The organism is Pontibacter aquaedesilientis, from assembly GCF_014773225.1.
Taxonomy (GTDB): Bacteria; Bacteroidota; Bacteroidia; order Cytophagales; family Hymenobacteraceae; genus Pontibacter; species Pontibacter aquaedesilientis.
This window is the reverse complement of the sequence record NZ_JACXAJ010000001.1, coordinates 818,969-838,979: the sequence shown is the minus strand read 5'-3', so window position 1 is coordinate 838,979 and position 20,011 is coordinate 818,969. Positions and strand designations below refer to the sequence as shown.

Sequence of the window (20,011 nt, the reverse complement as noted above, 5' to 3'; positions counted from 1 at the left end):
AAAGTCAAAGAGTTTGAAGTGCCAGCTTGGCCTTGCCGTCTATACTGTTTTTGTAAGCATGTCCTTTGTATGAAAGGGCTTTCATAAAATAATGTCGGGCCAGCTCAATCTGATGCGCCTGCTGGTACAGATATCCTAGTTGGAGTGCGGCGTTGGGCGCGAAATACAGGGTGGAGTTCTCGCAAGCAAGTATAGCCTGTTCGTAGTGCTGCTTGGCTTGTGTAGGCTCATCTAACCCATGCCAGATACGTGCCTTTCTGTAATAATACTCCGCTATAACCTCCTGCTCCATGCGGTTGTTCAATTTCATCTGCTGCAATACTGCCAGCGCTTCCCGATAATATCCGCCATCCGATTGAAGACGGGCCAGTAGTAAATGGCGATTAGGCTCGATTTGCTGTTCAGTGTAACGTTGGGCATAGGAATCTTCTTCTACGACTGACTTACCCACTTGCCTGATCAGGTTGCGGTGATAGATCGCTTGCTGCTGTTGCTGGTTTAGCCAACTGGCCAGGTATAGCTTATAATGTGCAGCTTTGATGTAATGCGCTCCTTTATGTTGCTGCAGAAAGACTTTGTTTTCCCGGATGGAGTTCTCAAAGTCCCCTTTGTACAGGTACAGGTCGGCTGCCATGTGGTGCAGATAGGGAAAGCTTATGTAGGCGTTACCAGTGGGGCGTCGCTTATCAAGGGTATGCGCTAAATCACTCTGTTTGTTTTTTTTGAGTATATGCAAGGCCACAAAGCTGAAAAGCAAATTGTCAGGTTTTTCGGTTGCCAAGGTGTACACCATGGTGGCTGCGTCTTGTTGTCTATCTTGGTCTACCAGGTGTAGGATCAAGCCATACATGAGTTTAGCTTCTTCCTGAAATGGGTTTTCGCGGCTAGAGGCGGTATGCAGGTTGGCCATACCTGTTTTGATGTCGCCTTTCATCCCGATGATGTTCAGGAAAAACTTATAAGAATCGGGGACAGAGCCGATCAATACCTGCAGGGCACCCAGTGACTTTTTATTGGGAAGGAAATTAGGGTAGCGCCGCGCATTAGAAAGGTACTGCAGATAAGCCTGACGCAAGTCCCAGGCAGCGGCAAGTTTTTGATCTTGCAAGAGTTTGCTCAACGCAACCTGCAGCCTTATCTCAGCCAAGGCAAAATCTGACCAGGCGGAGCGCTCTTCACTGGAAGCCAGTTGTTCGAGACGGTTTTCCTGAGCTTTCAGCAATGCTCCAAACCTCTTCGGGTTTTGCTCTACGGCAAGGGTCAGGAAGTCCTGTTGATTCTCCACCAACATGGCCGCCGCATTGGTTGGGTTAGCCTGCAACTCCTGCCGGATGATAGTCCGGCCATTGGAAATCCGGAGTTTAATGGTCTCACTGTAAGCTCGGCTTACCGTCTGGTTAAATACCGAAGTAGCAGCGACTGGAGAGGAGAGAAGCAGACACAAAAAAAAAGGATGGGCTATAGCCATCCTTTTATATGTAGAAATCAAGCGAAAAACGCTGAAGATCATCTCATTTAGAATACACGCTGCTCTACACCAGCCATGATACGGCCACAGTGCTCACAAACGATTACTTTTTTCTGAGCCGCAATGTCAGCCTGGCGCTGAGGAGGAACAGTATTGAAGCAACCACCGCAGGCATCACGCTTCACGGTAACAACAGCAAGGCCGTTGCGAACGTTTTTGCGGATACGGGAATAGGCGCTTAGAAGACGGTCCTCAATCTGGCCGGCTGCCGCATCGCGCTCCTTCTCCAGCTTGTTTTCTTCTTCTTCGCTCTCAGCAACAATCTGATCCAGTTCATGCTTTTTGTTATCGAGGTCTTTACGACGCTCTTCCAGGCGGTGCTTCGTACCTTCGATCTCAGTGATCTTCTGCTCGATCTGGTAATGCGCCTCCTTTATTTTCTTTTCAGCAATCTGGATTTCCAGTTTCTGAAGTTCGATTTCCTTCGTGATTGCATCGTACTCGCGGTTGTTGCGAACGTTCCCCTGCTGGTCTTCGTATTTTCTGATCAGGCCTTCTGCGTCTTTGATGGACTGCTTGCGCTGGGCGATAGAGTCGTTCAAGGATGCAACCTCGTCATCAAACTTTCGAACCCTTACCTCATAGCCCTCAATCTCATCTTCCAGGTCCTGAACCTCCTCAGGGAGGTCGCCTCTTACGCGTCTAATTTCATCAAGCTGCGAATCGATGTTCTGAAGCTTTAGCAATGCTTCCAATTTGCTGGCTACCGTACTTTCCATGTAGTTAATTAGGTGTATCTGATAGGGTTTGTGTTTACTTCCGATAAATAGACTGCAAAATTAGCAAAGTTTTTGGAAATTGTATCATAAAAAATCCCCTTTGTGAATACCTCGCTTTCATAGTGCCCGATATCGGCAATCAAAAGGCGGTTCTCGGCGTCAAAAAACTCGTGGTATTTCACATCTGCCGTCACATAGGCATCAGCCCCATTCCTCAGTGCATCTTTGATCAAGAAACTGCCTGAGCCGCCGCAAACTGCCACACGCCGGATAGTTTTATCACCCACAGGGGTATAGCGCACTACTGACAATTCCATTTTCTCTTTCAGGTAAGCCAGAAAAGCAGCTTCATTCATTGGCTCGTGGAGCTCACCAATCATGCCGATGCCCACTTCCTGGTTTGAGTTTTCCAGCAGGGTCAGGTAATGCGCCACTTCTTCGTAAGGGTGTGCCTGAAGGAGCGCCTGCATGATCTTGTGCTGTTTAAATGCCGGGAAAATGACCTCTATCCGGTTCTCCTCTACCTGCTCAGCCTTGCCAGGCACCCCTATGGTGGGATCGGCATTTTGCGAGGGTAGGAAGCGGCCCTTGCCCTGTACCTGGAAGCTACAGTCACTGTATTCACCAATTTGCCCGGCACCCGCTTTGTGTATGGCGCTGAGTACTTCCTCCGTGTTCTGGACGGGCACAAAAAAGACAAGCTGCATTAAGGTATGAGGCTTAGAAGACAACATCTTAACGTTTGTCAGCTGAAGCTTTTCTGCAATCCTGGCATTCACCCCGTTGTGCACACTGTCGAGGTTGGTATGGCTGGCATAAATGGCGATATTGTGCCGGATGGCCTTGATGATCGTGCGTTCCACATAGCTTCGGCCCGTAAGGCTTTTGAGACCCTTGAAGATAACGGGATGGTGCGCCACCACCAGGTTGCAGCCTTTGGCGATGGCCTCGTCGATCACCGCCTCTGTACAATCCAACGTCAGGAGCACGCCGGATACTTCAGCACTGGCATCCCCTGTCTGAAGCCCTGAATTGTCGTAGCTTTCCTGGTAAGGTATAGGCGCGTAGTCTTCCAGTACTTTAATAATTTCGGCTATCGTATTTTTCTCTCTCATGCTGCTTATCCTATACTGTTACTGCCCCAAAATAGTAAGTAAAGCCCAGCCATGAAAATTTACAGCACAGTTAACTGCAGATAGCCGGTGTCCGGGTGTCGCTTCAGCTCCTTGCCATTGAAAAAGAAAGCCGTATAGGTATAGTCCGTATAGCATTTGCCTCTGCTGATGGTATAAGCGATATCGAGCGTATCGGTGTTGGAACTGTTCAGGTGGAGTAGCAAGCGCACACGGGACTTGGTGTAGATGACAGGATAGGTTTCGAACACGATATTTCCAATGGCCTCGTCCCTGCCGGTGAACAGGTAACTAAAGGGCTCGTTTTCAAGCGACAGATGAAGGGAGTCAGGGTGTAGCCCATTTTCAGCCACTGCGAAGGCATTGTTGCCGGCCGAATCAACCAGGTAGAAGGCGACCGGTGCCGGCGGCTCGGGGCGCAGGGTAGCGCAGGGACTGCAGCCCGAGGCATAGAGCAGCAGGGTGAGCAACAGCAGGTATAGTATTCTGTTTGTATTCATGCAAAGTAGTAAGGCGCGGATTAGACTGAGAACTAAATATAGAACTTTTACTCTATATAAAACAAGCACCTGCAAAGTGCTCTTCCCATAATTCCCTACCTTTGTAGGTATAAAGATTGACTATGCGTTATTTCCGACTGCTGCTTTGGCCATTATCCTTGCTTTATGGCGGTGTTATGCAGCTTCGTAATATGTTGTATGACAGAGGGGTTCTAGACTCGAAGCGGTATGCCATACCTGTAATCGCAGTTGGTAATCTTACAGTTGGAGGCACTGGTAAAACACCACATGTGGAGTACCTGCTGCGCCTGTTGCAGACACGCCAGGTCGCCGTGTTGAGCAGAGGCTATAAGCGCAAAAGCAAGGGATTCGTTTTAGCCGATCACAAAGCGTCGGCAGCGTCGCTAGGGGATGAGCCTTTTCAATATCACCGTGACTTCCCGGGGGTGACAGTGGCTGTAAGCGAGAGCAGAGTGGAAGGTATAGACAAACTGCAAAGGCTGCGGCCCGACCTGGATGCGGTTGTTTTGGATGACGCCATGCAGCACCGTCCCGTGCAGCCCTCGCTCATGATCATGCTGACAGACTTCAACCGACCATTTTATAAGGACCATGTTCTACCGGCCGGATTGCTGCGTGAACCCAGAAGCGGCGCTAAAAGAGCGGACATCATCATGGTGAGTAAGTGCCCATCCAACCTGTCTGCTAAAAACAGAAGCGACATTGAGGGGCGCATACGTCGGTATAGCCAACCAGGTATACCTGTTTTTTTCACTGGCTTTAGGTATGGCAGACCTGTAGCGATTGGAAATGCCGGCCAGATCTCTAATAAAATCATCCTTCTGACAGGTATAGCCAATGATCGTCCTTTGGTCAATTACCTGGAAGAGCAACGCTATACCATTGTCAAACACTTGTCATTTGCAGACCATTATGCTTATACAAGCGAGGATTTAAACCGGATACAGCAATTGCTGCAGGCAGAGCAGAAGGGCAATGTGAGTATAGTTACGACGCGAAAGGACGCTGTAAAACTGACTGATTCATCCTTGAGGGAGATAGCGCTCCGACTGCCATTGTTTTACATCCCCATAGAGGTGGAGTTTATGGATGGAGAGGCAGACTTTAAGAGCTTGATAGAGCAGCATCTGGCATCTTTTGACAGCAATAACACCGCCGATCATTAAAATCCCCGTATTTATACCTTATACTTTGGCCCGGCACGTATACGGGTTGCGTGAAAATCACTAATTTTGGATTGTGAAAAGTAAGCTCTTAGCAGGAATATTACTCCTTTTGATCGTATTAGCCGGCCACCAGGCTGTCGCTCAGATTATTGATGACACAACCAAGGTCTTATACAGTCCGAAGACTACGCTCCAATTGTTTGAAAACGACGTATTGGAAGGGCGCTACTTGCAGCAGCGCATCGATACCAGCGTGCAGAACATACACAACGAGCGTTTCTGGTATCACGACACGGCTTATTTCCAGCATTTAGGGAATATTGGCACAGCAGCCAAACCGATTCTGTTCCGCATGCCCGACAAAATCGGCGCCAGACTTGGCAAGCAAGCTTTCTCCCGCTATGCCTACAAACCTGACCTGATCAACTATTATGATACCCGTTCGCCTTACTCGCATATCTATTACATACAGGGACAGCGCGGTGAGCAGGTGTTTGAAGGAACCCATGCCCGCAACATTACGCCCCGTTGGAACGCAGGTATAGCTTACCAAATCCTTTCCGGCAACAGACAGATCGGTGTATCCAGCCTCCGTGGGGATGGCTACCTGAGCAGTCAGGCTGTGAAGGCCTTTACGCATTACCGTTCCGAAAATGGCAACTACCATCTTTTTGCCAACTTTACACACTTTAACCACGAACAGATTGAGTTTGGCGGCATACAAGCAAGTGTCGGAGAGACGCAGGACGATCTATTTGGGTATCAGAATGAATTGACGTTTCTGAACCAGGCGGCCACACGCGAGTTCCGGAACAATTATCACTTGCTGCATATTTATAAACTAGCTGGTGAGAACCTCAAGTTGTTTCACTCCTTCGATTGGGCGCGCCAGCGCAACTTGTTTCAGGATGATGCTATACCACGGCAGGCCGATTCCCTTAGCTCACTTATCTTCTATCCTCAAACGGTCTACCATCCCAACCTGACGGATGACCGCACCAATTACAGGGAATACCAGAACGTGGCCGGCCTGACAGGTAATAACAAACTCTCCTTTTACAAGGCTTACATCAAGCATCGAAGCTCTAAGCTGGACTACCGGGTGCTGTATTTGAATCTGCAGGATACCACAAGCAGCAACATCCTGTATTCCGAAAAAGTTAACCAACTCTTTGTTGGGGGGGAGTTGCGGCTGATGTATGGACCCGCATTGGTCTCAGTGAACGGCGAGTTCCAAATGGCAAATGATTACAATGTGAGCGCAAGGGCCAAACTGGGGCCGCTGCAGTTCAGCGTGGCCCGGGTTCTACGATCGCCTTCACTGATAGAGCAGCGCATGGAAAGCAATCATTTCCAGTGGAATAACAATTTCAATAATTCGGTGACAGACAGATTGGATGCAACCTTTGCAGGTAAGCTAGGCGAGCGCCAGTATGTTCGCCTCACGGGGCACTATAACAACATCAAGCGTCATATTTTCTTTAACGAGCAGGCCCTGCCACAGCAGCTGACAGGCAACCAAAGGCTATTCGGGGCTGAGTTGCAGCACCGTATACGTTTCGGTGTTATTAATTTCGAAAATTTCGTGGCGTATACCAATACGGATGAAGCAGAGACCCTCCGTATACCTGAGTGGCTGTTCGATTCTAAATTGTATTTCGAAGGTGCCTTGTTTAAAAGGGCGTTGATCGGGCAATTCGGAGTACAGGTATACACACCTACTGCGTACAGGGCAGATGCCTATATGCCGGTTACGCAGCAGTTTTACCTGCAGAATGGTTTCGAAATTCGTACCTACCCTGTGACGGATGTTTTCATCAATGCCGATATCAAAAGTCTGAACGTGTTCCTGAAGATGTCCAACATCGCCACTGGCCTGACAGCCCCGGGCTATTTTACAACCCCCTTCTATCCAGGCATGCGCACGAGCTTCGTGTTTGGCATCAAGTGGATGTTCTTTGATTAAGCTATAAGTAATCACTTTGATTTACCCTTGTCATAAAGGGTTTTACCTATCATCTATTGTTATGTCTTCTCAGCCGACCAAAACTATACTTCGTCTCCATCTGCCGACAGACCCCCGTTGGGTGAATATTGCCGAAAAAAATATAGAGGAGATTTTGGTGGATCATGCCTACTGCGAGCAGAAAGCAGCCACGTCCGGTATATCGTTGATCGTAAAGTACCCGGACAAGACACGCTTGGTAGAGGAGATGACAGACCTGGTGGCGGAGGAGTGGAGCCACTTTGAGCGCGTAATGGCCGAGTTGAAAAAGCGCGGCTATGGCTTGGGCCGTAACCGACCGGATGAGTATGTAGTAGAACTGACCAAACATATCCGTAAAGGCGGTCTGCGGGAACGCCAACTGATGGATCACCTGTTGGTGAATGCCCTGATCGAAGCGCGCAGTTGTGAGCGCTTTAAACTCCTTTGGAAAAACATTCAGGACGAGGATTTACAGAAATTCTATTATGAATTGATGGTATCGGAGGCCGGGCACTACGTGAGTTTCGTGAAACTGGCCAAAGAGTACATGCCGACTGAGGTGGTTGATGCCCGCCTGCAAGAACTCCTCGAAATCGAAGCGGATATCATCCGCAACTTAGAACCCCGCCCGGACAGAATGCACTAATGCAGGAAACAGTTTTCAGTTATCAGAAAACATTGTGAAAGCTATTAGGTAACTGATTATTGTAAACTGTTCACTTAAATCACGTTTTCTGTTTTTTCTTTTTGGCGGCTGGGAAGAGGATGTTGTTGAGGATGAGTCTATACCCTGGCGAATTGGGGTGGAGGGCCAGGTCAGTAGGGTCTTCGCCCACCAGGTGCTGGTAGTCTTCCGGATCGTGACCGCTGTAGAATGTCCAGGTGCCACGAGCAAAAGTGCCGTGCATATACCTAATTTCGCCCATCTCCTTGTTCTCACCCATCACCACCACTTCTGGTTTCACCAATCCTTTTCGGAATGCAGTTGTCTGCCCCATGAAGCCCTTTATGGTTTTGGCGTGGTTCTGCGTCAGCATGGTTGGAATCGGATCCCACTTGGCTGAAAAAGTGAAAAGCTGGAAGAAGTCATTGGCCTCTGTCAGACCGCGCTCTTGTGGCTGCATGTCGATGTTGGAGTACTCGTATTCCAGTGGATTGCGCACCAGCGAGAAATCCTTGAAGGCAAATGTCTTGCTGTAATCTAGTTTGCTTTGGGCATTAGGATCGGAACCGTCGCCGTCATACATCGCCTCAATAAAGTCCAGCCCCTCGGCAGCCAGCGCAATGTCGTAGGTATCGGTTGCGGAGCACATGGCAAAAAGGAAACCGCCGCCAGCGCAAAAATCGCGGATTGTCCGTACCACAGCCCCCTTCAGTTCCGATACTTTTTTAAACCCCAAAGCTTTGGCCGAAGCCTCTGCCTCGCGCTGTTGCTCCTGGTACCAGGGGTAGTGTCGGTAGCTCGAGTAAAACTTGCCATACTGGCCTGTAAAGTCCTCGTGGTGAAGGTGCAACCAATCATATTTGGGCAAGTCGCCCCGCATGATCTCCTCGTCATATACCATATCATAAGGAATTTCAGCGTAAGTCAATACCAGGGTTACGGCATCGTCCCAGGGCATTTTGGACTTGGGGGTATAGACCGCGATCTTGGGTACTTTCTCCAGCTTCATCACATCCATGTTTGCTTCCGGATTGCTGATCTGTGTGAGGATGGAATTATACTGCGCGTCGGAGATTACGGTATAGCTGATGCCCCTGACCACCAGCTCATTCTCTAGCTGTGGCGCATGCTGAAAGGCGAAACTGCCTCCCCTGTAGTTAAGCAGCCAGTCTACCGTCACTTTGTTTGTGAGTACCCAATATGCAGCGCCATAAGATTTCAAATGGTCTTTTTGAGACTCATCCATAGGTATAAGCACAGTGGACGCCAGGGCCTGACAGGCAAGCAACAGTCCGGCAATCAGTAGAGATATAGAGCGAATGAGCATTTTCACAACGTAGGTATGGTAACAAATGTATTGAAATTGGTTCTTTTTTCAGATATTGGGGTTAAATTAGTATCCAGTCGCACTCCATTATACTTAACGTAGGGTAGAGCGTTGCACATACAAAATACTTCTAAACTATGAGTCTGCTCGAAAATATACGCGAAAGCATACGCGCCATTAAAAGCAACCTGCTGCGAACAATCCTAACCGGCTTGATTATCTCTATCGGCATCATGTCACTAGTAGGTATACTAACGGCAGTCGACGGCATCAAGCATTCACTCGACCAGACTTTTTCGAGCTTAGGTGCCAACTCCTTCGATATTCGCAAAAAAAGCAATAATGGCAGGGGCAATAACCAGAGCAGAACAGACAAGGTATATCCCGACATCACTTACGAGCAGGCGATCAAGTACAAAGAGTTGATGGAGAAAAATTCGAGGGTCAGCCTCTCTGCCAATATAGCGGGAGCAACGGTTGTGAAAAGCGCCACCGACAAAACCAACCCCAACATCACCATCGCAGCCGGAGACGAATTTTATATACCCAATCAAAATCTGAACCTGGCGCGTGGCCGTGGCTTTTCCTCCTATGAACTGGAGTTCGGGACCAACGTAGCAGTGATCGGAAAAGAGATATCGGACAAACTGTTCCCTAAAACCGACCCGATAGGAGAGTATGTGTCCTTCTTGGGTCGTCGCTTTAAAATTGTGGGTGAACTCGAAAAGAGAGGCAGCAGCATGGGAGGCAGCGGGGCAGACCGCATGATCCTGATCCCGCTCGAAACAGGTCGCCAGATTCCGAGAGCAGGTAATTCCTCACTCACTTACAACATTAAAACCTCGATCTCCAAGCCTGATGAACTGACTTACGTCATGGGAGAGGCAACGGGTGTCATGCGCAATGTGCGACAGGATCAGTTGGGGCAGGAAGAGTCTTTCGAAATAAAGCGTAGCGATTCCCTGATCCAAAGTCTGAACGAGATATCGGGCTACCTGAAAGTAGGGGGTTTCGTGATTGGTTTCATCACGCTGCTTGGAGCTTCTGTCGGACTGATGAACATCATGATGGTGTCGGTGAATGAGCGTACACGCGAGATTGGGGTGCGCAAAGCCATGGGGGCCACTTCGCTTCAAATTCGACAGCAGTTTCTGATTGAGGCTATCGTGATTTGCATATTGGGTGGTATGGTCGGAATATTCCTGGGTATAATGATGGGGAATGGCATTGCCTCTCTCATCGGCGAAGGAGGCTTCATCGTTCCCTGGATTTGGGTGATGGTAGGACTGACCATATGCGTGATCGTAGGGGTCCTGTCGGGTTACTATCCGGCGCACCGCGCATCCAAACTGGACCCGATCGAAGCGCTACGATATGAGTAGCAGAAAAAACTGGCAGAAATAAAAAAGGCGGGATATCAACCCGCCTTTCTGTTTTTATACTTGATCAGTTACTTTTTCTTCGCAGCTGAATCCTTGGTTTTAGATGCTTCTTTTTCTTCACCGTAAGCAGCATTCAGGCCTTCAAGAACTTCACCGGTTATATCGAGCGTAGAATCTCCGTATAGGATGGCGCTCTGGCCTCTTGAGTAAGTCAGCACCATTTTATAGCCTCTTTCCTGACTGAGTTTCTGAAGATAGGCCTCTACGCGGTCGTAGATCTTCTTCATTTCCTCTGCCTCTTCGTTTGCCAGTTGGCTGCCCGTTGTCTGGCTTTGCTGCTGCAACTGCTGTTGGCGCTGGGCTAGCTTCTTCTCCGTGGAGGCACGTTGCTCCATGCTCATGTTACCACCTGTGCGCTGGTAGTTCTGCACCTCTTTCTCGAAAGCAGATGCTTTGGCCTGCAGATCTTTCTCAGCTTTTTCTGTCTTGGACTGGAAGCGTGTGCGTGCGTCCTTAAAGTACTCATACTTACTTAGCAAGGAGTCAGAGTTGATATACACGATATCAGCATTAGCAGCAACTGCAAGAGAATCAGAAGCGGCAGCCGATGTAGTGGCTGTACCAGTGGTCTGAGTTTTCTGATCGGTGTTGCAGGCGGTTACAAGGGCTGCTGCTGCTACTCCCAATACAATTTTAGATAATTTCACAATGGTTGGTTTTAAGCTTTATGGATTGATTCAGGTTGAAAATATAAGGCAAATTTTTTAAAAATTCAGAATTTTTAATGTTTCAAAACCTCCGCAAAGCTCTCTTCTGCCTGCATTAGTCCTTGCTCGTTGATGCCCGTTAAGCGCACATGCTTCGTCTCGTTGACCAACACCGGGTCATACTTGGCAACGACCCGCACATAATTTTCAGTGAACCCTTCCATCAACCCGTCTTTCACGTCGTCTTCAAAAAGCACGGTGAATTCACGGCCAATGTTCTGCTCATAGAAATAGCGCTTTTTCTTCTCTGAGAGGATGCGCAGCATGTCGGCACGGCGGTTGCGGTCTTTTATACTTACTTTGCCTGGCAACTCTGGGGCCGAGGTGTTTTCGCGCTCCGAATAAGGGAACACGTGCAGGTAACTCACATCCAGGTCGTTGATGAAGTTGTAAGTCTCCAGGAAATCCTCCTCAGTCTCACCCGGGAAACCCACGATCACGTCTACGCCAATGCAGCAGTGCGGCATCAACGACTTAATGGTACTTACACGGTCGGCGTACAGCTCGCGCAAGTAGCGGCGGCGCATGAGCTTGAGTATTTTGTTGGAGCCTGACTGCAGCGGCACATGGAAGTGTGGCATAAACCGCTTGCTCTGGCTTACAAACTCAATGATCTCGTCTTTGAGCAGGTTCGGCTCGATGGAGGAAATTCGGAAACGGTCTATACCTTCTACCTGATCCAATGCCTGCACCAGTTCATAAAAGGTTTCTACCCGTTCGCCGTTCTGCAGGCCAAAGTCGCCCGTATTCACACCGGTCAGCACGATCTCCTTTACGCCCGACTCCACAATCTCATGCGCTGAGCGCACCACATTGGCGATGGTATCGGAGCGACTGTTGCCACGTGCCAGGGGAATAGTGCAGAAGGTGCACGAATAGTCGCAGCCGTCCTGTACCTTGAGGAAGGTGCGGGTTCGGTCTCCGAAAGAATAGGAGTTATGGAAAGTGTTGGCCTCGCTGATGGCGCTGGCGTATACCTGTGGTTGTGCCTTCTTCTCAAAGGTTTCCAGGATATCCACCAACTGAAACTTCTCGGCAGCACCCAACACTGCGTCAACACCCGGTATATCGCTGATCTCCTTTGGCTTGAGCTGCGCATAGCAGCCTACGATGGTAATGAAAGCGTTTGGGGAGTGCTTCAGCGCCTCTTTCACGATCTTGCGACATTTTTTATCGGCGTTGTCGGTGACAGAGCAAGTATTGATGACGTATATGTCGGGTTTGTCAGTGAACTCCACTTTCTCGAAGCCACGCTCCTGGAAGATTCTTCCGATGGTGCTGGTTTCAGAGTAGTTGAGTTTACAACCTAATGTATAGAATGCTACCTTTTTCATAATCAGGGGGCAAAGATACTAATTTTAGTTGTGAATGGGAGCATGTGCGCCTGCTATGCGTATTGTAACCTCACTTATGTCCATGAAATTTACTTTCGCACAAAGTCTTCAAACGAGGATTGCATGTAGGCCTTCCCATACTCCAGTTGTTGTTTTGTAAGCCCTTTGCCTCGTAAAATAGGTTTTTGGGAAACGTTGTCGAAAGAGAACACCGTGCCGGGCGTAATAAATCCAAATCCATCATTGAACACATAAAACGCAAATGGGTAGTCTGTTGGCGCCAGTAAGTTACGGCCCCACTTAAAGTCCCGGTAAGGCAGACTTAACTGATAGAGCAGGGTAGTGGCAATATCGGTTTGGCTGGCTAGCTCCTTTACCTGCTTTCCTTTTGCCGATAAGGCACCGCCCGCCAATACGAAAGGTATGCGGAACTTCGTGCTCAGGTGGTTCGGGTCTTCATAGGGCAGAGGATGTCCGTGGTCAGCTACCAGCACGATAAGCGTAGAATCCCACCAGGGTTGCTGACGGGCTTCTTCCATAAATCGGCCTAATGCCCAGTCGGTATAATAAACCGAGTTCCTGAACTTGTCGGTCACGCTCGTTCCTGGAAATTTGGCAGGTATAGGCGTCTCAAAAGGCTCGTGGCTGCTCAAGGTATAGACCGTCGTGAAGAAAGGTTCGTTGGCTTCCTTCAGGTCTTGCAGCACCCGGTCAAACAAGACGTGATCATGCGCACCCCACTTCGAGTTGTAGCTCTCTTCAGGGAAATCATACTTATCTATCAGCCGGTCGTAGCCACCATTCTGCAAATAAGAGCGGATGTTGGCAAATTCTAACTCACCGCCATAATAAAACCCAGTACTATAGCCTGCCTGTTTGAATACCTGGCTCAGGTGCGGCAATTGCTCAGTTTTTTTTGGGTTTTTGATGATGGAAGTCGTCGTTTGCACCGGATAACCACTCAGCAAAGCCACCATACCTTTCTCGCTTCGGTCGCCGCTGGCATACATTTTCATGAAGCTCATGCCTTCCGCAGCTATGCGGTCCAGGTTGGGGGTTACGCCTTGCTCGCCACCCAGATGCCCGATAAACTTAGCCGTGTAACTTTCCAGGATGATAAAAAGCACATTAGGGCGCTCTACTTGAAGGATGCGTTCTGCGGAGTCGCCGGCGCTTTGGTAGAGTCGGCTGACCAGTGCCTCAGCCTCGTCTATCTCCATGTACTGGTATGGGTTTCGGGCTTCCTGGTTATACTTGAGCATGGTGTTCATCAGGTTCCAGGGCATATTCAGGCCAGCGTGGTTGGCATAGGGGTTCTCCGAGAAGTAAACCACGCTCTGGTTAATCGGTATCTGTTGCCAGCCTCCCCGCATTGGCAAAATCAGCACGGCGGCAAAAGTCAAGGCTATACCTGCATAAGTCACTTTAGAGAAATTGAGGTGGTAATTCTGGTAATCGAAGGTATAGCGGAATAGCAGTGCAAACACCAGACTGGTACCCAGGGCGATCACAACCAGCAAAAGCACCGGGGCGGATGCGGCGGATGCGGCCATTTCGCCGGGCGTGTTCAGGTATAGCAGAGGAGTCGAGTCCAATCGGAAGCCCCAGAAGGTGTAGAGCTCTAGGTCCACGGCCATCAGCACCGACAATAAAGCCAGCGTGGTATAGGTATAGTAACGGATAAAACGGCGCACACGCAGCCCTGGAAAAAGCGTGGTTGCCAATATCGCCAGGAATGGGATGGCACTTACATAGCCGCTGAAGGACAAATCAAGGCGAAGGCCTTTGCTGAAAATGGTATACAGGTCTTCTGTAGAAAGCTGTTGGGTGCGACTACTGTGGTATAGCAGAAAAATAGCCCGGGCAGCTAAAAAGTAGAGTACCCAAAACAAAAAGTATAAGGGCTGATATAGTAAGCTTCGTTTCACGGCTGCAAATATACTAGATAAGGTGCGCTCCTCTTAACAATGGATGATTTAAGATGATTCACCTGAATTTTATTGTTAACTCATCTTTTGATTACCCCTCTAGTTTTTAAGGGGTGTTTTAGAATTTTGATAAAATTATTTCGAAACACCCTTTAAATTTTATACCCTGTTTTGTTAAATGTATTATATTTGTCTATACCTTTGGTAAAATTTAAGACCCTAACCTTTAACCCATGGCAATTCTTCGATTTAAGGCGCTCGAACTGGTAAGTCAGCGCAAACCGGCAGAGGTAGCGCTGCCATCGCTCAAAATTTCTGAGTATTTTGGCGAGAACGTATTCGGCTTTTCAGCATTGCGAGCCACGATGTCCTCTGAAAATTTCAAGCGACTCGGTCGCACGATAGAGGCTGGCGAAAAAGTGGACCGCGATCTGGCCGATGCCGTGGCGGCGGCCATGAAGACATGGGCTATGAGCAAAGGCGCGACGCACTATACGCACTGGTTCCAGCCACTTACCGGTTCTACAGCCGAAAAGCATGACTCTTTCTTTGACCTGACCGGTGACGGCGACGCGATCGAGAGTTTCAAAGGTAGCGCCCTGGTGCAACAGGAGCCCGATGCTTCATCTTTCCCAAGCGGCGGTATTCGCAACACTTTTGAGGCCCGCGGTTATAGCGCATGGGATCCTTCTTCCCCCGCTTTCCTGATCGAGAATGCCGGTACACGTACCCTTTGTATCCCAACCATATTTGTTTCCTATACCGGCGAGGCGCTGGATTACAAGACTCCACTGTTAAAATCACTTCACTTGCTGAACCAGGCGGCTGTACCGGTATGCCAGTATTTCGACAAGGAAGTAGTAAAAGTCAACACAACATTAGGTATAGAGCAGGAATACTTCCTAGTAGACCGAGCACTTTACGAGGCCCGCCCTGACCTGATGATGACCGGCCGTACCTTGTTTGGGCATGCGCCGGCCAAAGGCCAGCAGCTCGAAGACCATTATTTCGGTTCTATCCCAAGCCGTGTGCACTCCTTTATGGTCGACTTCGAGAAGTCATCCTTAAAACTGGGTATCCCGTTGAGAACACGCCACAACGAAGTGGCCCCCAACCAGTTTGAGTGCGCCCCGACTTTTGAGGACGCCAACCTGGCCGTTGACCACAACCAATTGTTGATGGACATTATGGACCGTGTGGCAGAGCGCCATGGATTTAAAGTGTTGCTTCATGAGAAACCTTATAAAGGTGTAAACGGCAGTGGGAAGCACAACAACTGGGCGATGAGCACCAACACCGGTGTGAACCTGCTTGCCCCTGGCAAGCGGCCGAAGGAAAACCTCCAGTTCCTGACTTTCTTCATCAACACCATCATGGCAGTGCATAAGCACGCCGACCTGTTGCGCGCCAGTATCGCATCAGCCAGCAACGACCACCGTCTGGGTGCCAACGAAGCGCCGCCAGCCATCATGTCCGTATTCGTGGGCCAGCAGCTAACGGCTGTTTTGGAAGAACTGGAGCGTACGGCCAAAGTTCCGATGGAAAAAGGCGACAACATGTACCTGAAGTTAGGTATAGACAAAATCCCGGAAATCCTCCGCGACAACACCGACCGTAACAGAACTTCCCCATTTGCTTTCACGGGCAATAAGTTCGAGTTCCGGGCAGTGGGTTCGTCTGCCAACAGCTCTTCTTCCATGACAGTGCTCAACACCATCGTGGCTGACCAACTGATGGAGTTCCGCCAGTCAGTGGATGAGCTAATTGAAAAGAAGGACATGAAAAAGGAACTGGCCATCATCCAAGTGTTGCGCGAATACGTGGCCGCTTCCAAAGCGATCCGATTTGAAGGCAACGGTTACTCTAAGGAGTGGGAGGACGAGGCTGCTGAGCGAGGCTTGTCCAACATCAAGTCTACGCCACTTGCCCTAGACGTGTATGAGCGTGAAGAGGTAAAAGCCCTTTATACCCGCCATGGCATCTTCTCAGAAGTGGAGCTTTGTGCCCGCCACGAGATTTTACTGGAGGAATACATCAAGAAGATTCAGATTGAGTCACGCGTAATGGGTGACCTGGCCATGAACCACGTAATCCCGACGGCTATCGCCTACCAGAACAAGTTGATTCAGAACATCCGTGGTTTGAAGGATCTTGGGCTGGAGGATGAGTACACGCAGACAACAATAGAGTCCATCAAGCGAATCTCCAGCCATATCAAGAACATCCAGGTCAATGTGGTGGAAATGATTCAGTCGCGAAAGGTTGCCAACAAGATAGAAAATGTGCGGGAACGCGCCATTTTCTACAATGAGAAGGTATTGGGCTTCTTCGAGCCAATCCGTACAAGTGTCGACAAGCTCGAGCTGATGGTGGACGATGAAGACTGGCCGCTGGTAAAATACCGCGAGCTGATGTTCAGACGCTAATCCGGATTCAGGTATAGCAAAAGAGCACCCAAATCGGGTGCTCTTTTTATTTAATGTCGGTTCCTCACCCAGCCAATAACTTCCCCGGATACTTTCGCCAAAATGATCGGCAAAAGTACTATAACCAACCCAGCAGCGATGACCGGCCGCAGCCCCAACCTGAATATAAGCCGTCGAACGATCTTATCACGAAGTTCATGCAACATGAATCTGCTGGCCTGTGTCATGGGTTTGCCTTTAAGCACTTCCAGCACCTCGCGCCAATTGCCGCGCTCCAGCTGTCGCCTGAGGAAGCCCAACACGGTGTCTTTGGTGATCAGGATGACATCGTTTGCCTGTTCCTGGCGTAGTCGCCCCCATTTCAGTACGGCGCGCAACTTCTCGTCTGCATTTCTGGGTATAAAGGCTGGCATGTGTATCATGGCACTTGGTTTTGTTAATTATTCAGGAGGTCCGAGACAAAACGTTTCCTCTTTGTGTCTTCTACGTCAATGGTGGACGCTTCACAGTATAAGGTAGCTATAAATTCCATACCAAGGTATAGGGAAGTACGGCGGAACGGTTCTTCGAAACCCAACGGAAGCGCATCATCTGCGCCGACAGCCAACAGGAAGGTCTGTTTCCCCTTTAGTTGGCGGCCGGTGTCCTTTTGGACTGTCACAATATCGGTGAACCTGTCAAAAAACGTTTTCATCAATCCGCTCATAGCATACCAATAGACAGGCGTTGCAAATACGATCCTGTCGTGCAGGAGCATCAAGTCCACTACTTCCAGAAAATTATCCTCCGTTGGGTACAGGCCATCGTATCGGTAGGGGCTGACGCTATAATCGAGCAGATCAATCAGGGTAACCGAATCAGCATCAAACAGTGCGTTCACGAGTTTGGCTGTATCGCTTGATTTCCGGGCGCTTGCCAGTATGATCAGGGCTTTGGTTGGCATGATTACAAATTTTATTTTAAGGTATACCTGCTGCTCAACAAATTTGGCTGACTTATCACACTTTAGAATAATGGTGCTAAATTTACGGGAATTGCCTGTTGAACAAAGCAGGCCAAACATTAGTTAAGAGAACGAAGCATCAGCTTACGCCTTTATATGAACAAGAACTATTGCCCTAGCCTCACGGAGTACAAACGTAGAGAAACCATTGTGGTGAACATTGGCGATGTGCCGATGGGAGGGAACCACCCGATTCGCGTGCAGTCGATGACCACCGTGGATACCATGGACACCCTGGGTTCTGTGGAACAGTGCATCCGCATGATAGAGGCCGGTTGCGAGTATATCCGCATTACGGCGCCCAGCATGAAGGAGGCGGAAAACCTGCGCCATATTCGGGAAGAGTTGCGAAGACGGGGCTATAACACGCCATTGGTAGCCGACATCCATTTCACGCCCAACGCCGCCGAAGTGGCTGCCCGCATTGTAGAGAAGGTTCGTGTCAACCCAGGCAACTATGCTGATAAGAAAAAGTTTGAGGTAATCGAATACAATGACATAACCTACCAGGCTGAACTGGACCGTATACGCAAACGCTTTGTACCATTGGTGCACATTTGCAAGGAATACGGCACAGCTATGCGCATCGGAACCAACCACGGTTCGTTGTCAGACCGTATTTTGAGTCGATATGGCGATACACCGCTCGGGATGGTAGAAAGTGCTCTGGAGTTCCTGCGCATCTGCGAAGAGGAGCAGTATTACAATATTGTTATATCCATGAAAGCCTCCAACACGCAGGTAATGGTGCAGGCTTATCGGTTGCTGGTGCAGAAACTAGACGAAGAAGGTTTGAAGCCTTACCCCTTGCACCTGGGCGTAACAGAAGCGGGAGAGGCTGAAGACGGCCGCATAAAATCGGCGGTAGGTATAGGCACTCTGTTGGAAGACGGACTGGGAGATACCGTGCGTGTTTCGCTGACGGAAGCACCGGAGGCAGAAGCTCCGGTAGCGAAGGCCCTGATAGACCGCTACACGCACCGTGCTGCAAAAGCACAGCCCATTCAGCCGATTTGTAAGGTGCCCATAGATCCCTTCCAGTACCATCGCCGCGAAACTTTGGAAATTGAGAATGTGGGGGGAACCAATGTGCCGCGTGTGGTGGCTGACCTCAGCCGCCTGACAGACATACAGTATGCTGACCTTAAGAGCGTGGGGCACTTGTATTCAATGCTGCTCGACAAGTTCAACATGAATGACTTGGGTGCTGACTTCATTTACACCGGCGATCATCCAATTTCGTTTATGCTGCCCAATGGCCTGAAGGAGATTGTGAACTACGTGCCCTGGCAGCTGGCCGAAGACCAGGAAAATCGCCACCCGCTTTTGACATCTCGCCAATATCTGGAAGCGGTTGCGCTTCATCCGAAGCTTAACTTCATCGAGACGAGCCTAGCCGATTTAACTCCTGAGCTGATCGAGCGTCTGAAAGCGGATCATACGGCAGTGCTGATGCTGCAGACAAATAATGAGCACGCCATGCCGGAGCTGCGCAAGTGTTTCTTTCGTTTGATGAATAATGGGGTAAAAACTCCCTGCATCGTTAAACGGTCTTATGGTCAACTCACGGCAGATGAGGTACAGCTTTACGCCTCCACGGATGTAGGCGGCCTGTTAATAGATGGCTTGGGTGATGGTATCATGCTAGGTACTGAACTTTTGCCGGAACAGGAAAAAGGGGCGTGGTTGTACGCAATAGACAAACTCAACAACTTAAGCTTTGGAATACTGCAGGCGGCCCGTACCCGCATGAGCAAAACTGAGTATATCAGTTGCCCGAGCTGTGGCCGTACTTTGTTCGATTTACAGGAAACCACCGCCATGATCCGCAAACGCACGGATCATTTGAAGGGTGTGAAAATCGGTATTATGGGCTGCATTGTAAACGGTCCAGGCGAAATGGCAGATGCAGATTACGGCTATGTTGGAGTGGGAAAGGATAAGATAGCCCTATACCGCGGTCAAACAGTTGTGAAGAAATCGGTGCCGGCTGACAAAGCGGTGGATGAGTTGATTGAGTTGATCCGGGAGGATGAGAAGTGGATTGAACCAATGAGATTGGCGGAATAGGAGCCAAGTCAGCTATTCCGATGCAATCTTATGGTTTACTATGATGTTAATACAAA

General features: G+C 49.4%; 16 protein-coding genes. 6 read left to right on the top strand and 10 right to left on the bottom strand.

Annotated features, from left to right (window positions below; translation table 11 throughout):
* Positions 1–4: 4 nt before the first annotated feature.
* From H9Q13_RS03685 to H9Q13_RS03670, 4 genes are all read right to left on the bottom strand, one after another.
* Entirely contained in the window at positions 5–1,444 is a 1,440-nt protein-coding gene (locus tag H9Q13_RS03685; protein ID WP_224744039.1) for a tetratricopeptide repeat protein, read from the bottom strand.
* A 71-nt stretch (positions 1,445–1,515) separates the two neighbouring features.
* Complete coding sequence (locus H9Q13_RS03680; RefSeq protein WP_191182381.1) at positions 1,516–2,247, bottom strand: zinc ribbon domain-containing protein; 732 nt, start codon at positions 2,245–2,247, stop codon at positions 1,516–1,518.
* A gap of 8 nt (positions 2,248–2,255) precedes the next feature.
* Positions 2,256–3,362 carry a Nif3-like dinuclear metal center hexameric protein gene (locus H9Q13_RS03675; RefSeq protein ID WP_191182380.1) on the bottom strand — a complete coding sequence of 369 codons (1,107 nt, stop codon included), beginning with the start codon at positions 3,360–3,362 and terminating at the stop codon, positions 2,256–2,258.
* A gap of 59 nt (positions 3,363–3,421) precedes the next feature.
* Entirely contained in the window at positions 3,422–3,880 is a 459-nt protein-coding gene (locus H9Q13_RS03670) for a hypothetical protein (protein WP_191182379.1), read from the bottom strand.
* 122 nt (positions 3,881–4,002) lie between these two features.
* Between H9Q13_RS03670 and lpxK the strand changes: the two genes are divergently transcribed.
* From lpxK to miaE, 3 genes are all read left to right on the top strand, one after another.
* Positions 4,003–5,067, top strand: a complete 1,065-nt coding sequence (lpxK, locus tag H9Q13_RS03665) for a tetraacyldisaccharide 4'-kinase (protein ID WP_191182378.1) — start codon at positions 4,003–4,005, stop codon at positions 5,065–5,067.
* Between the two features lie 109 nt (positions 5,068–5,176).
* On the top strand, positions 5,177–7,033 hold the full coding sequence (locus H9Q13_RS03660) for a putative porin (protein WP_191182377.1): 1,857 nt from the start codon (positions 5,177–5,179) through the stop codon (positions 7,031–7,033).
* A gap of 61 nt (positions 7,034–7,094) precedes the next feature.
* Positions 7,095–7,700 (top strand): tRNA-(ms[2]io[6]A)-hydroxylase, encoded by a 606-nt coding sequence (gene miaE / locus H9Q13_RS03655; RefSeq protein WP_191182376.1) that lies wholly within the window; start codon positions 7,095–7,097, stop codon positions 7,698–7,700.
* Positions 7,701–7,779: 79 nt separating this feature from the next.
* On the opposite strand, the gene H9Q13_RS03650 is transcribed toward miaE, so the two are convergent.
* Positions 7,780–9,045 (bottom strand): asparagine synthetase B, encoded by a 1,266-nt coding sequence (locus H9Q13_RS03650; RefSeq protein ID WP_191182669.1) that lies wholly within the window; start codon positions 9,043–9,045, stop codon positions 7,780–7,782.
* Between the two features lie 137 nt (positions 9,046–9,182).
* Between H9Q13_RS03650 and H9Q13_RS03645 the strand changes: the two genes are divergently transcribed.
* Positions 9,183–10,427 (top strand): ABC transporter permease, encoded by a 1,245-nt coding sequence (locus tag H9Q13_RS03645; protein ID WP_191182375.1) that lies wholly within the window; start codon positions 9,183–9,185, stop codon positions 10,425–10,427.
* Positions 10,428–10,495: 68 nt separating this feature from the next.
* Here the strand turns inward: H9Q13_RS03645 and H9Q13_RS03640 are convergent, their stop codons facing one another.
* The 3 genes from H9Q13_RS03640 to H9Q13_RS03630 form a co-directional block, all read right to left on the bottom strand.
* Complete coding sequence (locus tag H9Q13_RS03640) at positions 10,496–11,134, bottom strand: OmpH family outer membrane protein (RefSeq protein ID WP_317173865.1); 639 nt, start codon at positions 11,132–11,134, stop codon at positions 10,496–10,498.
* Positions 11,135–11,208: 74 nt separating this feature from the next.
* A complete protein-coding gene (gene mtaB / locus H9Q13_RS03635; protein ID WP_191182374.1) occupies positions 11,209–12,528 on the bottom strand; it encodes a tRNA (N(6)-L-threonylcarbamoyladenosine(37)-C(2))-methylthiotransferase MtaB in 1,320 nt (439 codons plus the stop codon).
* A gap of 89 nt (positions 12,529–12,617) precedes the next feature.
* Complete coding sequence (locus H9Q13_RS03630) at positions 12,618–14,420, bottom strand: LTA synthase family protein (RefSeq protein ID WP_191182373.1); 1,803 nt, start codon at positions 14,418–14,420, stop codon at positions 12,618–12,620.
* A 269-nt stretch (positions 14,421–14,689) separates the two neighbouring features.
* Between H9Q13_RS03630 and H9Q13_RS03625 the strand changes: the two genes are divergently transcribed.
* Positions 14,690–16,882 carry a glutamine synthetase III family protein gene (locus tag H9Q13_RS03625; protein WP_191182372.1) on the top strand — a complete coding sequence of 731 codons (2,193 nt, stop codon included), beginning with the start codon at positions 14,690–14,692 and terminating at the stop codon, positions 16,880–16,882.
* Positions 16,883–16,932: 50 nt separating this feature from the next.
* Here the strand turns inward: H9Q13_RS03625 and H9Q13_RS03620 are convergent, their stop codons facing one another.
* Both H9Q13_RS03620 and H9Q13_RS03615 read right to left on the bottom strand, forming a co-directional pair.
* On the bottom strand, positions 16,933–17,304 hold the full coding sequence (locus H9Q13_RS03620; RefSeq protein WP_191182371.1) for a hypothetical protein: 372 nt from the start codon (positions 17,302–17,304) through the stop codon (positions 16,933–16,935).
* Positions 17,305–17,318: 14 nt separating this feature from the next.
* Entirely contained in the window at positions 17,319–17,825 is a 507-nt protein-coding gene (locus H9Q13_RS03615) for a flavodoxin family protein (protein ID WP_191182370.1), read from the bottom strand.
* Between the two features lie 156 nt (positions 17,826–17,981).
* Between H9Q13_RS03615 and ispG the strand changes: the two genes are divergently transcribed.
* Positions 17,982–19,955 (top strand): (E)-4-hydroxy-3-methylbut-2-enyl-diphosphate synthase, encoded by a 1,974-nt coding sequence (gene ispG / locus H9Q13_RS03610; protein WP_191182369.1) that lies wholly within the window; start codon positions 17,982–17,984, stop codon positions 19,953–19,955.
* The last annotated feature ends 56 nt before the right edge of the window (positions 19,956–20,011 follow it).